The sequence below is a fragment of the Rhizobium sp. 10N427 genome (assembly GCF_056394605.1).
Map to the genome: position 1 here is coordinate 471,610 of NZ_JBFTID010000002.1, position 16,609 is coordinate 488,218.

The 16,609-nt window shown below is 61.5% G+C and carries 18 protein-coding genes; 10 read left to right on the plus strand and 8 right to left on the minus strand.

The genetic code is table 11. The annotated features are described in order from the left end of the window. Positions 1-7 precede the first annotated feature (7 nt). Positions 8-472 carry an Lrp/AsnC family transcriptional regulator gene (locus AC1DIJ_RS06770; RefSeq protein ID WP_112386306.1) on the minus strand — a complete coding sequence of 155 codons (465 nt, stop codon included), beginning with the start codon at positions 470-472 and terminating at the stop codon, positions 8-10. A 235-nt stretch (positions 473-707) separates the two neighbouring features. Here AC1DIJ_RS06770 and trxB point away from each other — a divergent pair, with 235 nt between their 5' ends. The 6 genes from trxB (at position 708) to AC1DIJ_RS06800 (ending at position 6,817) form a co-directional block, all read left to right on the plus strand. Next, positions 708-1,682 carry a thioredoxin-disulfide reductase gene (trxB, locus tag AC1DIJ_RS06775; RefSeq protein WP_112386305.1) on the plus strand — a complete coding sequence of 325 codons (975 nt, stop codon included), beginning with the start codon at positions 708-710 and terminating at the stop codon, positions 1,680-1,682. Between the two features lie 23 nt (positions 1,683-1,705). After that, entirely contained in the window at positions 1,706-2,602 is an 897-nt protein-coding gene (locus AC1DIJ_RS06780; RefSeq protein WP_112386304.1) for a LysR family transcriptional regulator VtlR, read from the plus strand. 548 nt (positions 2,603-3,150) lie between these two features. Further along, positions 3,151-3,444, plus strand: coding sequence for an ArsR/SmtB family transcription factor (locus tag AC1DIJ_RS06785; protein ID WP_112386303.1), 294 nt, complete (start codon positions 3,151-3,153; stop codon positions 3,442-3,444). 2 nt (positions 3,445-3,446) lie between these two features. After that, positions 3,447-4,613 (plus strand): MFS transporter, encoded by a 1,167-nt coding sequence (locus tag AC1DIJ_RS06790; RefSeq protein ID WP_112386302.1) that lies wholly within the window; start codon positions 3,447-3,449, stop codon positions 4,611-4,613. A 27-nt stretch (positions 4,614-4,640) separates the two neighbouring features. Beyond that, positions 4,641-5,765: an alkene reductase gene (locus tag AC1DIJ_RS06795; RefSeq protein WP_112386301.1), complete on the plus strand. Its 1,125-nt coding sequence runs from the start codon at positions 4,641-4,643 to the stop codon at positions 5,763-5,765. Positions 5,766-6,019: 254 nt separating this feature from the next. Then, positions 6,020-6,817, plus strand: coding sequence for an aminoglycoside phosphotransferase family protein (locus AC1DIJ_RS06800; RefSeq protein ID WP_112386300.1), 798 nt, complete (start codon positions 6,020-6,022; stop codon positions 6,815-6,817). On the opposite strand, the gene AC1DIJ_RS06805 is transcribed toward AC1DIJ_RS06800, so the two are convergent. Next, the gene (locus AC1DIJ_RS06805) at positions 6,814-7,818 is read right to left on the minus strand and encodes an NAD(P)H-binding protein (protein WP_112386299.1); all 1,005 of its coding nucleotides are present in this window, start codon (positions 7,816-7,818) and stop codon (positions 6,814-6,816) included. The two genes, AC1DIJ_RS06800 and AC1DIJ_RS06805, sit on opposite strands and share 4 nt — an antisense overlap. Positions 7,819-7,905: 87 nt before the next feature. Here AC1DIJ_RS06805 and AC1DIJ_RS06810 point away from each other — a divergent pair, with 87 nt between their 5' ends. Further along, the gene (locus AC1DIJ_RS06810; RefSeq protein WP_112386298.1) at positions 7,906-8,814 is read left to right on the plus strand and encodes a LysR family transcriptional regulator; all 909 of its coding nucleotides are present in this window, start codon (positions 7,906-7,908) and stop codon (positions 8,812-8,814) included. Positions 8,815-8,847: 33 nt separating this feature from the next. On the opposite strand, the gene AC1DIJ_RS06815 is transcribed toward AC1DIJ_RS06810, so the two are convergent. Continuing rightward, on the minus strand, positions 8,848-9,132 hold the full coding sequence (locus AC1DIJ_RS06815; protein WP_112386297.1) for a DUF2188 domain-containing protein: 285 nt from the start codon (positions 9,130-9,132) through the stop codon (positions 8,848-8,850). A 224-nt stretch (positions 9,133-9,356) separates the two neighbouring features. Here AC1DIJ_RS06815 and AC1DIJ_RS06820 point away from each other — a divergent pair, with 224 nt between their 5' ends. Further along, a complete protein-coding gene (locus AC1DIJ_RS06820) occupies positions 9,357-10,454 on the plus strand; it encodes a calcium:cation antiporter (RefSeq protein WP_112386296.1) in 1,098 nt (365 codons plus the stop codon). A gap of 3 nt (positions 10,455-10,457) precedes the next feature. Here AC1DIJ_RS06820 and AC1DIJ_RS06825 read toward each other — a convergent pair whose 3' ends face one another. The 5 genes from AC1DIJ_RS06825 to AC1DIJ_RS06845 all read right to left on the minus strand — a co-directional run bounded on the left by AC1DIJ_RS06825 (position 10,458) and on the right by AC1DIJ_RS06845 (position 13,100). Next, entirely contained in the window at positions 10,458-10,850 is a 393-nt protein-coding gene (locus AC1DIJ_RS06825; RefSeq protein WP_112386295.1) for a type II toxin-antitoxin system VapC family toxin, read from the minus strand. Then, positions 10,847-11,107 (minus strand): type II toxin-antitoxin system Phd/YefM family antitoxin, encoded by a 261-nt coding sequence (locus tag AC1DIJ_RS06830; RefSeq protein ID WP_112386294.1) that lies wholly within the window; start codon positions 11,105-11,107, stop codon positions 10,847-10,849. The genes AC1DIJ_RS06825 and AC1DIJ_RS06830 overlap by 4 nt, the downstream gene beginning before the upstream one ends. 41 nt (positions 11,108-11,148) lie before the next feature. Continuing rightward, positions 11,149-11,496: a HepT-like ribonuclease domain-containing protein gene (locus tag AC1DIJ_RS06835; protein ID WP_477831355.1), complete on the minus strand. Its 348-nt coding sequence runs from the start codon at positions 11,494-11,496 to the stop codon at positions 11,149-11,151. After that, the gene (locus AC1DIJ_RS06840) at positions 11,496-11,792 is read right to left on the minus strand and encodes a nucleotidyltransferase domain-containing protein (protein WP_112386292.1); all 297 of its coding nucleotides are present in this window, start codon (positions 11,790-11,792) and stop codon (positions 11,496-11,498) included. Before AC1DIJ_RS06840 ends, AC1DIJ_RS06835 begins: the two co-directional genes overlap by 1 nt. A 105-nt stretch (positions 11,793-11,897) precedes the next feature. Continuing rightward, positions 11,898-13,100 carry a pyridoxal phosphate-dependent aminotransferase gene (locus AC1DIJ_RS06845; protein ID WP_112386291.1) on the minus strand — a complete coding sequence of 401 codons (1,203 nt, stop codon included), beginning with the start codon at positions 13,098-13,100 and terminating at the stop codon, positions 11,898-11,900. Positions 13,101-13,464: 364 nt separating this feature from the next. On the opposite strand from AC1DIJ_RS06845, the gene AC1DIJ_RS06850 reads away from it, so the two are divergent. Together AC1DIJ_RS06850 and AC1DIJ_RS06855 are read left to right on the plus strand one after the other, a co-directional pair. Continuing rightward, positions 13,465-15,804: a marine proteobacterial sortase target protein gene (locus AC1DIJ_RS06850; RefSeq protein ID WP_112386290.1), complete on the plus strand. Its 2,340-nt coding sequence runs from the start codon at positions 13,465-13,467 to the stop codon at positions 15,802-15,804. After that, positions 15,804-16,571 carry a class GN sortase gene (locus tag AC1DIJ_RS06855; RefSeq protein ID WP_112386289.1) on the plus strand — a complete coding sequence of 256 codons (768 nt, stop codon included), beginning with the start codon at positions 15,804-15,806 and terminating at the stop codon, positions 16,569-16,571. Before AC1DIJ_RS06850 ends, AC1DIJ_RS06855 begins: the two co-directional genes overlap by 1 nt. The last annotated feature ends 38 nt before the right edge of the window (positions 16,572-16,609 follow it).

Genomic DNA, 16,609 nt, shown 5'->3' on the forward strand with positions numbered 1-16,609 from the left:
CTGCCCCTTAAACCTCAACCAGTCCCAACCGCTTGACCTGCCGGATCGTCAGCATCGTGCGCACGGTATCGACATGCTCGTTCGCCGTCAGCACCTCGATCACGAAGTCCTGGAAGCGGGTCAAATTCTCCGCCACGCAATGCAGCAGGAAGTCGCTGTCGCCGGAGACCATCCAGGCCTGGCGGACCAGCGGCCAGTTGGAGGTGGCGGCGGCGAAGGCTTTCAGGTTGGCTTCGGACTGGTGCTTCAGACCGACCATGCAGAAGGCGACGAGATCGAAGCCGAGCTTCGGGCTGTTCAGCATCGCGTGATAGCCCTCGATGATGCCGGCTTCCTCAAGCTTGCGCACGCGGCGAAGGCATGGCGGCGCCGAGATGCCAACGCGGTCGGCGAGCTCGACATTGGTCATGCGGCCGTCCGCCTGCAGCTCTCTCAGAATCTTTATGTCGATGACATCGAGTTCGGCACGCACAGAGCCTCAGCCTTTCTTTAATTCGGTCGCGCCAGCTTCTATATAAAGTGCCGTAATAGGCAAGAATGTTTCGCCGTTGCGGTGGATTCTTGCACAGCAGATCGCAATGCCTTGTTAGTAATGCAAGGCTGCCCTTGAATAAAAGCACTGGACGTTCATAAATGAGCGAGGAACGCGAAACGGCCTCATTCGCTCTCTAGCCGCAGCGTCCCCGCCAGTCGAAAGGAATTCAGACATGTCCGCCCGCCACACGAAGGTGCTCATCATCGGCTCCGGCCCTGCCGGCTATACGGCTGCCGTCTATGCGGCGCGCGCGATGCTGAAGCCGGTGCTGATTGCAGGCATGGAGCAAGGCGGCCAGCTGATGATCACGACCGACGTTGAGAATTATCCGGGCTTTGCCGATCCGATCCAGGGCCCGTGGCTGATGGAGCAGATGCTGCAGCAGGCCAAGCATGTCGGCGCCGAAATCGTCAACGACCTCGTCACCGAAGTCGAGATGAACCAGCGCCCCTTCGTCGCCCGCACCGATAGCGGCCAGGTCTGGACCGCCGATACGCTGATCATCGCCACCGGTGCCAAGGCCAAGTGGCTCGGGATCGAAAGCGAGCAGCATTTCCAGGGCTTCGGCGTGTCGGCCTGCGCCACCTGTGATGGTTTCTTCTACCGCAACAAGGACGTCATCGTCGTTGGCGGCGGCAACAGCGCCGTCGAGGAAGCGCTTTATCTCTCGAACATCGCCAAGTCGGTTACGGTCGTGCACCGCCGCGACAGCTTCCGCTCGGAAAAGATCCTGCAGGAGCGCCTGTTCGCCAAGGAAAACGTCAAGATCCTCTGGAATACCGAGATCGCCGAAATCACCGGCACCCCGGCCAAGCCGCCGATGCCGCCGTCGGTTTCGGGCGTCAGGCTGCGCGATACGCGCACCGGCGCAATCTCCGATACCGTCATCGACGGCGTCTTCGTGGCGATCGGCCACGCGCCGGCGACAGAACTCTTCAAGGGCAAGCTGAAGCTCAAGGACAACGGCTATCTCTGGACTGCCCCCGATTCCACCGCAACCAGCATAGAGGGTGTCTATGCTGCCGGCGACGTCACGGATGATACCTTCCGGCAGGCGATCACCGCCGCCGGTCTCGGCTGCATGGCCGCGCTCGAGGCCGAGCGATATCTGACGGGCCACATGCCCGTTGCCGTGGCCGCGGAGTAAGCATGGCTATGAGGGGTGGGGGAATGCCATTGGATTGGGACAAGCTGCGTATTTTTCACGCAGCTGCCGAAGCGGGTTCGTTCACGCATGCGGCCGATAAACTGCATCTGTCTCAATCGGCCATCAGCCGCCAGGTCAGCGCGCTGGAGCAGGATGTCGGCACCAAGCTGTTTCACCGCCACGCGCGCGGCCTGATCCTGACGGAACAGGGCGAGCTTCTGTATCGCACCGCTCACGACGTGCTGCTGAAGCTCGAAACCGTGAAGATGCAGCTTACCGAAACGACGGAAACGCCGTCCGGCAAGCTGCGCGTCACCACGACTGTCGGTCTCGGCCAGGGCTGGCTGACGGACAAGATCCAGGAGTTCATGCAGCTCTATCCGGATGTTCAGATCCAGCTGATCCTCGACAACGAGGAAGTCGACGTGAACATGCGCCACGCCGATTGCGCCATTCGCCTGCGCCAGCCGCAGCAATCCGATCTGATCCAGCGCAAGCTGTTCACCGTGCATATGCACGTCTATGCGGCCCCCTCCTACATCAACCGTTACGGCGAGCCGCAGACGGTGGAGGATCTCGACAACCACCGCATCATCACCTTCGGCGAACCGGCGCCGAACTACCTGCTCGACGTCAACTGGCTGGAGATCGCCGGCCGCTCGTCGGACAACAAGCGCATTCCGCATTTGCAGATCAACAGCCAGACTTCGATCAAGCGCGCCTGCCTGCTTGGCATGGGCGTCGCCTGCATGCCGGATTATATCGTCGGCCGCGACCCCGGCCTGATCCAGCTGGCGATCAATGCGGACGTGCCGTCTTTCGATACCTATTTCTGCTATCCCGATGAAATCAAGAACGCCGCGAAGCTCAAGGCCTTCCGCGATTTCATCGTCACCAAGGCCAGAAACTGGAACTTCTAGGCGGCGTTTCCTGGAATAAATTGCAGACTATGCAACTCACGCATGACTGACATGCACAAAAGGGGGTTGCCGTTTGCCCATTTAAACACCATATCGCACATAGCTGATGCACATGGCGGCTTTTCCTCCCAGTTCCGCCGCATTAGCTGTTCCCCTCTGGAGGTTTTTGACCTTCACACCTTAAAAGGGCCCCGAGCTTTCGGTGGCCCTCTTTTTTTGCCCAAAATTCGCTGCATCGCAGCATAATTTGTGCAGCGCATAGCAGGCATGCACAAAAGTGCATTGCAACCTGCCCAATAAACCACCATATCGCACATAGCTGATGCATTTCGTGGTTCTCTCCCAGTGCCACCGCATTAGCTGTTCCCCTCTGGAGGTTTATTGACCTTCACACCTTTAAAGGGCCCCGGCTTTCCGGTGGCCCTCTTTTTTTGCTTAAAATTTAATCAGAAAAATATCTCGCAAGAGCTCACACCGTCGTGACTTGCATATCGTAGGCCGTCGATCCATATATCGAGAAATTTCGATTTACGGATCGGCACGGAACGATGGATAAGGACGAAATCCTCAAGGCGCTTTCTCATCCGACACGGATGGAAATCCTCAACTGGCTGAAGAATCCCGAGGCACATTTCAAGTCTCAGGAGCATCCGCTGGAAATGGGTGTCTGCGCCAGCCAGTTCGAACGTTGCGGTCTGTCGCAATCCACCGTCTCCTCGCATCTCGGCACCCTGCACCGCGCCGGCCTAGTGACCACCCGCAGGGTTGGCCAGTGGATCTTCTACAAGCGAAACGAAGAAACGATCGCCGACTTCCTTAAGCAGCTCTCCCGGGATCTTTGATCATGCCCCTCGCCCTCCTCGTCCTTGCCCTGAGCTCTTTTGCGATCGGCACCACGGAATTCGTTATCATGGGCCTGTTGCCGGAGGTCGCTGCCGATCTCTCCGTCAACATTCCCCAGGCAGGCTGGCTCGTCACCGGCTATGCGCTGGCTGTTGCCGTCGGCGCGCCGCTGATGGCCGTCTCGACCGCCAAGCTGAAGCGGCGCACGGCGCTGATCGCGCTGATGGCAATCTTCATCGCCGGCAATCTGCTCTGCGCCATCGCCCCGAACTATTGGGTGCTGATGTTCGCGCGCGTCGTCACCGCGCTCTGCCATGGCGCCTTCTTCGGTATCGGCTCTGTCGCCGCCGCCGGCCTCGTCAGCGAAGACCGCAAGGCGCGCGCCGTCGCCCTGATGTTTACCGGCCTGACGCTGGCAAACGTGCTTGGCGTGCCGATCGGCACCGCCATCGGCCAGGCCTATGGCTGGCGCTCCACCTTTGCCGTGGTCACCGTCGTCGGCATCGTCACCATCCTCGGCCTGATCGCCATCCTGCCGAAGGACAAGAACGAAACGCAGGGCAGCCTGCTCGCCGAAATCTCGGCGCTGCGCAACGGCCGCCTGTGGCTGGCGCTGTCGACCACCGTGTTCTTCTCGGCCTCGATGTTCGCGCTCTTCACCTATATCGCGCCGCTTCTGCGCGACGTTACCGGCCTGTCGCCGAAGGGCGTCACCTGGACGCTGTTCCTGATCGGTCTCGGTCTCACCGTCGGCAATCTGCTGGGCGGCAAGCTCGCCGACTGGAAGCTCGGCGTAACGCTTGCCGGCGTCTTCGCCGCAATCGCCGTCACCTCGATCGTCTTCAGCTATACCAGCCGCTTCTTCATCCCGGCCGAAATCACCCTGCTCGTCTGGGCGATCGCCACCTTTGCCGCCGTTCCCGCCCTGCAGGTCGGCGTCGTGAGCTTCGGAAAGGATGCCCCGAACCTCGTCTCGACCATCAATATCGGCGCCTTCAACACCGGCAATGCGCTCGGTGCCTGGGCCGGCGGCATGGTGATCGAGAGCGGCTTCGAACTGACTCGCGTTCCCCTGGCCGCAGCGCTCATGGCCTTTATCGGCCTCGGCGCCACGGCACTCACCTATCTCTCCGCCAAGGGCAAGACAGCCCCCGCCCCGGCCGAGTGATCTCCCGCCAGAAAAGGAAATACCTTTATGACCAAGCTTTTTGAACCGACACAGGTTGGCGATATCGCCGTCAAGAACCGCATCGTCATGGCGCCGCTGACGCGCAACCGCTCGCCGGGTGCCGTTCCGAACGACCTGAATGTCGAATATTACCGCCAGCGCGCCACCGCCGGCCTGATCATCACTGAGGCAACCCCGATCACCCATCAGGGCCAGGGATATGCCGACGTGCCCGGCCTCTACACCAAGGAAGCGCTCGACGGCTGGAAGCGTGTCACCGATGCCGTTCACGCTGAAGGCGGCAAGATCGTCGTGCAGATGTGGCATGTCGGCCGTATCTCGCACAACACGCTGCAGCCAAATGGCGGCAAGCCTGTTTCCTCGACCAATCGCGCCGCCAAGGGCAAGACCTATCTCGTCAATGCCGACGGCACCGGTTCCTTCGCCGAGACCTCCGAGCCCCGCGCGCTCGAAACCTCTGAAATCCCCGGCATCATCGAGGATTACCGCAAGGCCGCACGCGCAGCTATCGATGCCGGTTTCGACGGCGTCGAAATCCATGGCGCCAATGGCTACCTGCTCGACCAGTTCATGCGCGACGGCATCAACGACCGCACCGACCAGTATGGCGGCTCGATCGAGAACCGGACCAAGCTGACCTTCGAAGTGGTCGACGCCGTGACCAAGGAAATCGGTGCCGGCCGCACGGCGATCCGCCTGTCGCCGGTCACACCGTCCAACGACAGCTACGATTCCAACCCGCAGGCGCTGTTCACCCATGTGGTCGAAGGCCTGGCGAAGTACGACCTTGCCTATATCCACATCGTCGAGGGCCAGACCGGCGGCGAGCGCGACTACAAGCAGGGCGACAACCCGTCCTTCGACTACAAGGCGCTGTGCCAGGCCTATGAAAAGGCCGGCGGCAAGGCCGACTGGATGGTCAACAACGGCTACGACCGCGCAACGGCCATCGACGCCGTCGACAGCGGCCGCGCCGACCTCGTCGCCTTCGGCAAGCCTTTCATCGCCAACCCCGATCTGGTGAAGCGCCTGGAAAAGAACCTGCCGCTGAACGCCCCGGATCAGGCCACCTTCTATGGCGGCGGCCAGAAGGGCTATATCGACTATCCGCTGGCCGACAAGGTCGCGTAAGCCGGCAAAATGGCAGTTGGAGATCCCGCCCTCGTGGCGGGATTTCTTTTTTGGACCCGCCTCCACGCTTTCCCTCATTCCTGTGGTCGTCACAGAAATCCAGCGCCGCGCGTCTGCGCGGCAGAAGACTCCTTAAGGCTGTCATTCACGGCGCAGACGCGCCGTGGCTGGATTTCTGCGACAAGCACAGAAATGAGGGAGTGCGGGAGCCGGAACTCTTCAAACGCACGTCCCGGCCCACTACCTTCACCCTCATGTTCGAACCCTACCTCTCCCGCTGGGCGCTCACCCCGGACGGCCCACCGATCATCACCCATTGCAGCAATCTCCTGCCGGTGCTCTGGCGCGGCAAACCGGCGATGCTGAAAATGTCCGACGACGAGGCCGAACGTGCCGGAGGTGCGGTGCTCGACTGGTGGGATGGCGACGGCGCGGCCAAAGTCTATGCACATGACGCATATGCCGTTCTCATGGAGCGCTCGCTCAGCAGCCGCTCGCTGCTGGCCATGGCTCACGAAGAATTGGATGACGAGGCAACGCGGATCATCTGCCGCACCGCCAACAGGCTGCATGCGTCACGGACAAAGCCCCTGCCCGCATTGATCCCGCTGGATCGATGGTTTCACGACCTTGCACCGGCTGCCGCCCACCATGGCGGCATACTCGCCGATTGCCACCGGATCGCCCGAGAGCTTCTGGTGACCCCTCAAGATATCACCGTGCTTCACGGCGATATCCATCACAGCAACATTCTGGATTTCGGCGAAGATGGCTGGCTTGCGATCGACCCCAAAGGGCTCCATGGCGAGCGCGGCTTCGATTTCGCCAACACCTTCGCCAACGAGGATCTGGAGATCATTGCCACACCCGGCCGGCTGCAGCGCCAGTTGCCCATCGTCGCCGAAGAGACAGGCATCGATCCACGCCGCCTGCTGCAATGGATCGCCGCCTATTCCGGTCTTTCCGCTGCCTGGTTCCTGGCCGACGGCTCGACGGAGAGTGCCGAACTGCAGCTCACCATTGCCCGCATTGCCATCGCCGAACTCGGCTAGCGCAGCACCGCCGCACGGCTATCGCTCAGCAATCCCGCCGGCTTCGGCAGGCAGCCGAGCGCCATCAATGAGGCCCGCACAGCGTCGTCAACAGGCGTCTGCGGCTCACGCCCAAGCTCTGCGACAAGCTTCTCGTTCGACATCCGGATCGGCTCTTTCCAGAGATAGCGCATCTCCTTCACCTCCCGCATCACGGTGACGAAGGGCGCAGCAAGCGGCACGATCCACCACGGAAAGGCGCCGATCTTCGCCCGCCCGCCGGAGACGCGGCGGATCGCCTCGGCCATCTGCCTGCCGTCGCGGTCCCAGAAGCCCTCCATGTGATAGACGGCGAATGCAGGCAGCAAGGATGCCCGTTCGATAAGTTCGGCCATCGTTTCCGCGACATCCGGAAGATAGGCCCATTGGTGGCCGATGCCTTTGGGCGACGGGTTCTTCAGAGTCTTTACCGGCTTTCCGGGCGCGACGATCTGCGAAAACCAGCTGTTGCCGGTCGCACCCGGCCCGAAGAAATCGCCGGCACGGACGATGATGACGCCGGTCCCCGCATCCGCCGCACGCTTCAGCCGCCGCTCCATCTCGGCACGGATCGCGCCCTTGCGGGTGACGGGGTTTTGCGGGCTGTCTTCCCGCAGGATGGGAAAGGCATCAGGGCCGAAATTATACACCGTTCCCGGCAGCACGATCCGCGCGCCAACAGCCCGCGCCGCAGCGATCGTATTGCCGAGCATCGGCAGCACCAGCTTTTCCCAATCGCGATAGCCGGGCGGATTGACGCCGTGGACGATGACACTGGCGCCATCGGCTGCCGCGGCAACATCAGCAGCATTCATCGCATCGCCCTGTACCCACTCGAGTACCGGCTGGCTTCTGGAAGCCTTCGCGGCATCACGATTAAGCGCACGAATATGCCATCCGCGTCCAGCGAGGTTCCGCGCCACCGAGCCGCCGATGCCGCCTGTCGCACCAAGCACGAGCGCAATCTTCCGATCTTCAGTCATATCGATCTCCTTTGATGGAGATGATTGTGTCGCAGATCACACATAAACGAAATTGACGAAATAACTGAATCATCTATACATAAATTTATGATCGAAGAGCCAAGCTGGGATTTCTACCGCACCTTTCTGACCGTGCTCCGCCATGGGTCGCTCTCGGCTGCCGCCCGCGAACTCGGCCTGACACAGCCGACCGTCGGCCGCCATATCGACGCGCTGGAGCAGGCTGTCGGCACGCAGCTGTTTACCCGCTCGCAGAGCGGATTGCTGCCGACCGAGGCCGCCCGCGCCTTGGCGCCCTTCGCCGAAACCATGGCGTCAAGTTCGTCTGCGCTGTTGCGGGCTGCATCCGGTCACCGTAACAGGATCGAGGGAACGGTGCGCATCAGCGCCAGCGAGGTGATTGCCGTCGAAGTGCTCCCGCCGATCCTTGCATCCCTGCAGGAACGCCACCCGGCGCTCGAGATCGAGCTGTCCGCATCGGATGATGTCGAGGACCTGCTGAACCGCGAGGCCGATATCGCCGTGAGGATGATGGAGCCGCAGCAGGATGCCCTTGTCGTCAGGCGCATCGGCGACATTCCGATTGCCTGCTACGCGCACCGCGCCTATCTGGCGCGCCACGGAACACCCGAAACGCTTGAGGATATCAGGGATCACCGGCTGATCGGTTTCGACCGGCAAACAGCCTATGTGCGGACGATGGTGCAGCGCTTTCCGGCCGCCGGCGGCATCGCCTTTGCGTTCCGCACCGATAGCTACCTGGCGCAACTCGCCGCCATCAGAAGCGGCTGCGGCATCGGCATGTGCCAGACCGGTCTCGGCGACGCCGACCCGAACCTCGTGCGCGTCCTTCCTGGCATCATGGACATGCATATCGGCACCTGGGTGGCGATGCACGAAAACCTGAAGACCTCGCCGCGCTGCCGCGCCGCCTTCGATGCCCTGGTCGAAGGGTTGAAGATCTATCTGGACAATTGCGTGAGCACGCGCGCCTGACGGCGCACGATCGAAGGACGGATTTCCGGTCTCTCAGACGCCGGGAGAGGCTTCCGCCCCGCGGCGGCCGGCGAGCAGGCCATCCACCACTTCGGTTTCAGGACGGTCACCGCCCTCGGCATATTCCTCGTGCCACTTGCCCTTGTCGTCCTGCCAGCTGATCTCGGCGGAATCGCCGCCGACCTGCTGTTCGGCAGCAACGATACGGGCCGCCTCGAGCGCCTCGGCATGCGACGGGAAGGCTTCGGAATAGACGCCGCCGAACCTGTAGGCCCAGCCTCCGTCATGCGGGACAACCTCATAAACCACCTTGACCATGCACCTCTCCTTTTTCTCGTGGGCGCGGCAAAGAACTTCCGGGAATGATCCGGCCGGTCGCGGCGGCAAAAGAAGACGAGGGCACGCCGCGATTGTGTCCGGCAAACCGATGAGGCAGTATTCCATTAAATCCGCATTAGCGCAAATTGCACCGTTGAAGCACCATCTTGATTAAAGAAATCATCGGCTTAGATTGATCGCATGAATCAAATCCGGAGCCAGGCGTGACACTGATTTCACGATTGCGGGACGAGAAATTTCTGATTGTCGCGTTCCTTGCCGCCATCGCCGGCTACGCGCTCGAACATAGCGTCATGGCGATGGGCCGCGGTGCCGCGCTGATCGCCGCAGCAGCCCTTGTCGGCACCATCGTTCTCGCCTCGATCCGGGTGGCGCACCATGCCGAAATCCTCGCCGTCAAGGTTGGCGATCCCTACGGCACGATGATCCTGACGCTGTCGGCGGTGCTGGTCGAAGTCATCATCCTCGCCATCATGATGTCAGGCGAAAGCTCGCCGACGCTGGTGCGCGACACGATCTATTCGGCGCTGATGCTGGATATCAACGGCATCCTCGGCCTTGCCGCCCTGCTCGGCGGCTTGAAGCATGGCGAACAGCCCTATAACGACAACTCGGGCAAGACCTATGGCGTAATGATCCTAACGGCCATCGGCATCTCGATGATCGTCCCGGAATTCGTTCCGGAAGCCAAATGGCACTATTACTCGGCCTTCACCATCGTCGCGATGATCGCGCTCTATGGGCTCTTCCTGCGCATGCAGGTCGGCCAGCACAGCTATTTCTTCAGCTACAGCTATCCCCGCGTCGAGCGGAAGGCAGGATCAGCAGACAAGGAACATGCGGACGAACCGGCCTCCGCCTCGATCATCACCATCCTGGTCGGCGTCGTCATCATCGGCGGTCTTGCCGAATTCATGTCCGCCTTCATGACCGAAGGCCTGCGCGACACCGGCGCGCCGGTCGCTCTGACCGCCATCGTCGTCGCCGCCATCTCCGCCGCGCCTGAAATCCTCACTGCCCTTCGGGCGGCGCTGAAAAACCGCATGCAGGCAACCGTCAACATCGCCATGGGCGCCTCGCTCTCGACGGTGATCCTGACCGTTCCCGTGATGGAAGCCATCGCGCTCTACACCGGCCAACCCTTCGTCATGGCGATGACGCCCGTCCAGACCGTAATGGTCGCCATCACCCTGATCGCCGCCGCCATCAACCTCAACGACGGCGAAACCAACGCCATCGAGGGCATGACCCATTTCATCCTGTTCGCAACATTTCTGATGCTGACGGCGCTGGGGCTGTGATCGTCAGAGGCGCGCGGCGAGAGGATGATCCGCAAGCGCGCGGTCGATAGTCACGAGCTGGAGATTTTCGACCTGGCATTGGGCAAGCAGCAACCGGTCGAAGGGATCGCGGGTGTCAGGCTCCGGCTCGGCGGCCGTGATGGCATGGGCGATCTCAATCGGCAGAAATCTCAGGCCAGCAGCCGTCAGATAATTCGGAATGACATCAAGCGAAAGCTGCGGAACGAGCTTTCCCAATCGGGCTTTAATGGCGATTTCCCATAGGCTGGCGACACTGACAAAAGCGTCCGTATCATCTTCGGCAAGGCTCTTCGCGACGGCCGGAAATCGCTCCGCAAGCTCGTTATCAACAATCGCGAGAACGATATGAGTATCCAGAAGCAAGCGAAGCGTCACGGCAGCGGCCTGAGCAGAAAGTCTTCGGGCAACGGTTCATCGAAGTCATCGGCAATGAACCCGGCTGCCCGCGTGATCCCGTGCGCTTTCAGATAGGCCTGCCCCGCCGCAAGATCCAAACCGCCGCGCGGCTTGTGCGGCACGAGATCAAAAACCGGTCGGCCATTGCGAGTCACGACAATCGTCTCGCCCTCCTCGACCTCACGGGCAAGTTCAGTCAACCGGTTCTTGGCATCTCGGATCGATACGGTCTTCATCGGGCTAATGTAGCTACTTGTAGCCACACCGTCAAATCACGCTATTCAGTCTTCGGCTCGCGCGAGTATCTCAGCGCTGCCTCGCGTAACGGCCCGAGGTTGTTGGCAACGACGGTCCAGACAATGTCATCGGCGATGCGATGATATTCATGCCTGAGAACATTTCCGATACCCCGAATCTGCTTCCAGGGGATATAGGGCTCCGAGGCGACGAGGTCGTCGGGCAAATGGCGGCTCGCTTCCGAGATGATTTCCAACGCCCGCTGGATCGCGAGCCGTAGAAGCCAGTCGCCCTTGAAATCGTCGAGAGATTTGCCTGACGTCGCTGCCAGCACACCGTCGATGGTCTCGATAATCTCAGTGATGACAGGCTTGAGCTTTCTCGGCATCAAAAGACCCGGATAGCGCTTTGCTCGATGTCCGCCTTGAGCATTGGATGCAGGCTGTCGCGTGTCGTCACGTCTACTTCGACATTCAGCTCGTCTTCGAGAAACTGCTTGATGGCGACCAGATCGATCAGGGAAAAATGCGAACCGCTATCGTAGTCGATGAAGATATCGAGGTCGCTATCGCTGCCAAGCTCATCGCGTGCCGCAGAGCCGAAAAGATAAAGCCCCGTCGCGCCCATGCCGCGTACGGCATCGGAATATTCCCGCAGACTTTCGAGCACGTCTTTTCGATCCATGACCGAAAACTATCACATCACCGGATCGATCTCCACAGTTGCATGCCCAAACAAAAAGCCCGCCGTCTCCGGCGGGCTCAAGTGATCAAACGATGCCGCGACTGCTTACCGGCAAGCAGCGCAGAAGCGCTGGATGCGGCGGCATGCTTCTTCCAGCAGGTCTTCCGAGGTCGCGTAGGAGATACGGAAGTTCGGGCCGAGGCCGAAGGCCGAGCCGTGGACGACGGCGACGCCTTCGGATTCCAGCAGTTCGGTGACGAAGTCTTCGTCGTTCTGGATGACCTTGCCCGAGGGCGCAGTCTTGCCGATCAGACCCTTGCAGGACGGGTAGACGTAGAAGGCGCCTTCCGGAACCGGGCAGGAAATGCCCTTGGCCTGGTTCAGCATCGAGACGACCAGGTCGCGGCGTCCTTCGAAGATCTTTTTATTGGTCCCGATGAAATCCTGCGGACCGTTCAGCGCCTCGACGGCAGCCCACTGGGCGATCGAGGTCGTGCCCGAGGTCTGCTGGCCCTGGATCATGTCCATCGCCTTGATCAGCTGCAGCGGGCCGGCTGCGTAGCCGATGCGCCAGCCGGTCATGGCATAGGCCTTGGAGACGCCGTTCATCGTCAGCGTCCGGTCATAGAGCTTCGGCTCGACTTCGACAGGCGTCGCGAACTTGAAGTCGCCATAGGTCAGGTGCTCGTACATGTCGTCGGTCAGCACCCAGACATGCGGATGCTTGACGAGAACGTCGGTCAGCGCCTTCAGCTCGTCATGCGTATAGGCGGCGCCCGACGGGTTGGACGGCGAGTTGAACATGAACCACTTGGTCTTCGGCGTGATCGCCTTTTCGAGGTCGGCTGCCTGGAGCTTGAAGTTGTTCTCCTGGGTCGTCGCGACGAAGACAGGCGTGCCGCCGCAAAGTGCGACGATCTCCGGGTAGGAAACCCAGTAAGGCGTCGGGATGACGACTTCGTCGCCGGCGTTCAGCGTCGCCATGAAGGCGTTGAAGAGAATGTGCTTGCCGCCGGTGCCGACGATCGTCTGCTCCCAGGTGTAGTCGAGATTGTTCTCGCGCTTGAACTTGGCGGCGATCGCCTTGCGCAGTTCCGGGATACCGGAGATCGGCGTGTACTTCGTCTCGCCGCGCTTGATCGCGTCGATCGCCGCGTCCTTGATATTATCCGGCGTATCGAAATCCGGTTCACCGGCGCCAAGCCCGATCACGTCGCGTCCTTTGGCTTTCAGCTCGCGCGCTTTCTGAGCGACGGCGATGGTGGCTGAAGGCTTCACACGGGAAAGAGCATCGGCAAGAAAGGCCATGATATCGGTCCTATACGGTTGAAACGGGCAGAAGACCGGGACCGGAGTTCTGCGCTAAGGTCTATGTCCAATGTGCGCAGGCATTTCAAGCGCAAAGGCGCGATGACGCCGATGATTCTTATTGATCGATTGCCGCACGCTGAGAGATCGTTTGTGACGCCCGGTTGAATCAGTTTGCGAAGCTCTTGAATCAATCTCTGAGCTGGTCCGGATTTACCCCTTAAAATCAGAAACTTCCCCGTTTTGGGCCTTTGCCACGAATAAGCCGCAACAAATGCCGCGGCATGCCGCAATTCCGTCGTGAGCCCGCCGGGATCGGAGCCTCAATCTTGCACATCCGAAGTTGGTTATTGAGGGTATGCCAATGTTTCTGGAAGACGAGTTTGCGACAGAGCGGCTCCGCGTCCGCCGCGTGGCCATTTCATTCCTGATTGCGTTCACCGCATTTTTTGCATCGATCATGATGACGGCAGGGCTGGTGTCCGTTGCCCGCGCCGAAGAGGCCGCTGCACCGAAGGCCACGCAGCTGGCCGGTCTCGTTCGCCCGAACGATGTCAACAGTGGCTCGCTGCTCTTCCCGTCGAAGGATCCGGGCTTTTTCATCGAGGCGCCGCGGCTGAAGACCGATGTCGAGATGGACGTCTCCGGCCCGGTCGCCCGCGTCAAGGTCACCCAACGGTTCCAGAATCCCAGCAAGGGATGGGTCGAAGGCACCTATGTCTTCCCGCTGCCGGAAAATTCCGCCGTCGATGAGTTGAAGATGCAGATCGGCGACCGCTTCATCGAGGGCCAGATCAAGCCGCGCCAGGAAGCCCGCGAGATCTACGAGCAGGCGAAAGCCGAGGGCAAGAAGGCAGCGCTTCTGGAGCAGCAGCGCCCGAACATCTTCACCAACCAGGTCGCCAACATCGGCCCCGGCGAAACCATCGTCGTGCAGATCGAGTATCAGCAGGCCGTCCACCAGTCCGGCGGCGAATTCTCGCTCCGCTTCCCGATGGTCGTTGCCCCCCGCTACAATCCGGCTCCCGTCGTCCAGACCGTCGAGTTCAACAATGGTGCTGGCTTCGCCGTGCCGAATGACCCGGTTCCGAACCGCGACAAGATCGAGGCGCCGGTCCTCGACCCGCGCGAGAACGCCAAGATCAACCCTGTCGCGCTGACCGTGAACCTGAAAGCCGGCTTCCCGCTCGGCGACGTCAAGTCCGCCTTCCACGATGTCGATATCAAACAGGACGGCGACCAGAACCGCGTCATCAGCCTGAAGGGCGAGTCCGTTCCGGCCGACAAGGATTTCGAGCTCACCTGGAAGGCAGCACCAGGCAAGACGCCGAGCGCCGGCCTGTTCCGCGAAGTGCTGGATGGCAAGACCTATCTGCTTGCCTTCGTCACCCCGCCCGCAACGCCGGATGCATCGGCGGCACCTTTGAAGCGCGAGGTCATCTTCGTCATCGACAATTCCGGCTCGATGTCCGGAGAATCGATCGCCCAGGCGAAGGAAAGCCTGGCTCTGGCGATCTCCAAACTCGGTGCGGACGATCGCTTCAACGTCATCCGCTTCGACGACACCATGACCGATTATTTCGGCGGCCTCGTCGGCGCCACGCCCGACAATCGCGAAAAGGCGATCGCCTATGTCCGCGGCCTGACGGCCGACGGCGGCACCGAGATGCTGCCAGCGCTCGAGGACGCGTTGCGCAATCAGGGATCGGTCGCCAATGGCGCGCTCCGCCAGGTCGTCTTCCTGACGGATGGCGCAATCGGCAACGAGCAGCAACTGTTCATGGAGATCACCAACAACCGTAGCGATGCCCGCGTCTTCACCGTCGGCATCGGCTCGGCCCCGAACTCCTATTTCATGACCAAGGCCGCCGAGCTTGGCCGCGGCACTTTCACCCATATCGGCTCCACCGATCAGGTCGCGACGCGCATGGGCGAGCTCTTCGCCAAGCTGCAGAACCCGGCGATGACGGATATCGCCGCCACCTTCGAAGGCACGCAGGCAAGCGACATCACTCCAAACCCGATGCCCGATCTCTATACCGGCGAGCCGGTTGTCCTGACGGCGGAACTGCCAACAGATAAACCCGCAGGCAAACTGCAGATCACCGGCAAGACCGGCGCCCAGCCCTGGCGCGTCGAGATGGACATCGCCAATGCGGCCGATGGCAAGGGCCTCTCCAAACTCTGGGCCCGCCGCAAGATTGATGATCTCGAAGCCCGCGCCTATGAGCGCCAAGATCCGGCCGCGCTCGACAAGGATGTCGAGACGATCGCCATGGCACATCATCTCGTTTCCCGCGTCACCAGCCTCGTTGCCATCGACGTCACGCCATCGCGCCCAGATGGCCAGCCGGTTACCTCGACCAAGCTGCGGCTGAACCTGCCCGAAGGCTGGGACTTCGAGAAGGTGATGGGCGAACCCGCAGCCCCTGCCCCATCAGGCAGCGCACCGGATCACGCGATGGCCAAGCCGCAGATGGAGTTCGCGGCCCTCGCCAACCAGATGGCCGCCGCTCCGACCCCGGCGGCCGCCAATCTCATCGCTCAGCGCTCCGCGTCGGTAAAGCTGCCGCAGACCGCAACGCTCGCCGACCAGCAGATCATGCAGGGCCTGACCATGCTGTTGGCAGCGCTCGCCGCAGCCGGTGGCTTTGCCATCTGGCGCCGCCGCCTGCGCGGCCTCGTCATCCCGGGAGGCCGCTGATGGCCGGCACGCAGAGAGGCAGCTGGAACGAGGAAACGGGCGAATTCGCGCCCCTTCCGAGCTATCTGGAAATGATGATGGCGAATGCCGCCGCCACCGCATTTGACGTGGAGCAGCCGCGCAGGAGCTTTTTCTCCCGGCTCTCGCCGATGGAAAAGATCGTCGCCTTCGGCATTCTCGGTCTTGGCCTTTATGGTGTCGCACTGGTCAGCAGCGGCTTCTATCTGAAGGGCAAGGCAGAGCTTTCGCAGGTTCTCCTGAAGCGCGCCTTCGCCGCGGAGCTGCGGGGCGAAGATGCCAAGCCGTGGCCCTGGGCCGATTTCACCACCGAAGCCGAAGTCAGCGCCCCGCGTCTCGGCAAGACGGCGATCGTGCTGTCGGGCGCATCCGGCGAAGCGCTGGCCTTCGGCCCGGCCTGGCTCAGCAACACGCCGCAGCCGGGCGACGAAGGCACATCGGTGATCGCCGCCCACAGGGACACCCACTTCCGCTGGCTGAAAGACGTCAAACCCGGCGACGACATCGAAATCAAGCGCCGTGACGGCACCGTGCTGACCTTCAAGACCACCGACGCCCGCGTCGCGCGGTGGGACGAAAGCGGCATCGATGCGGCGGCAAACGGCCGCCATCTGGTGCTGACCACCTGTTGGCCCTTCGACGCCACCGAACGCGGCCCGATGCGCTACATCGTTGAGGCCGAGCTGGTCGATACGATCCAGACCGGCACCGTTCAACCCGGCAACACAAAGCCGTTATCCGGCACCTAGCGAGGTTGAAGCGATCGCCCCCGCGCGCCACCTAACCA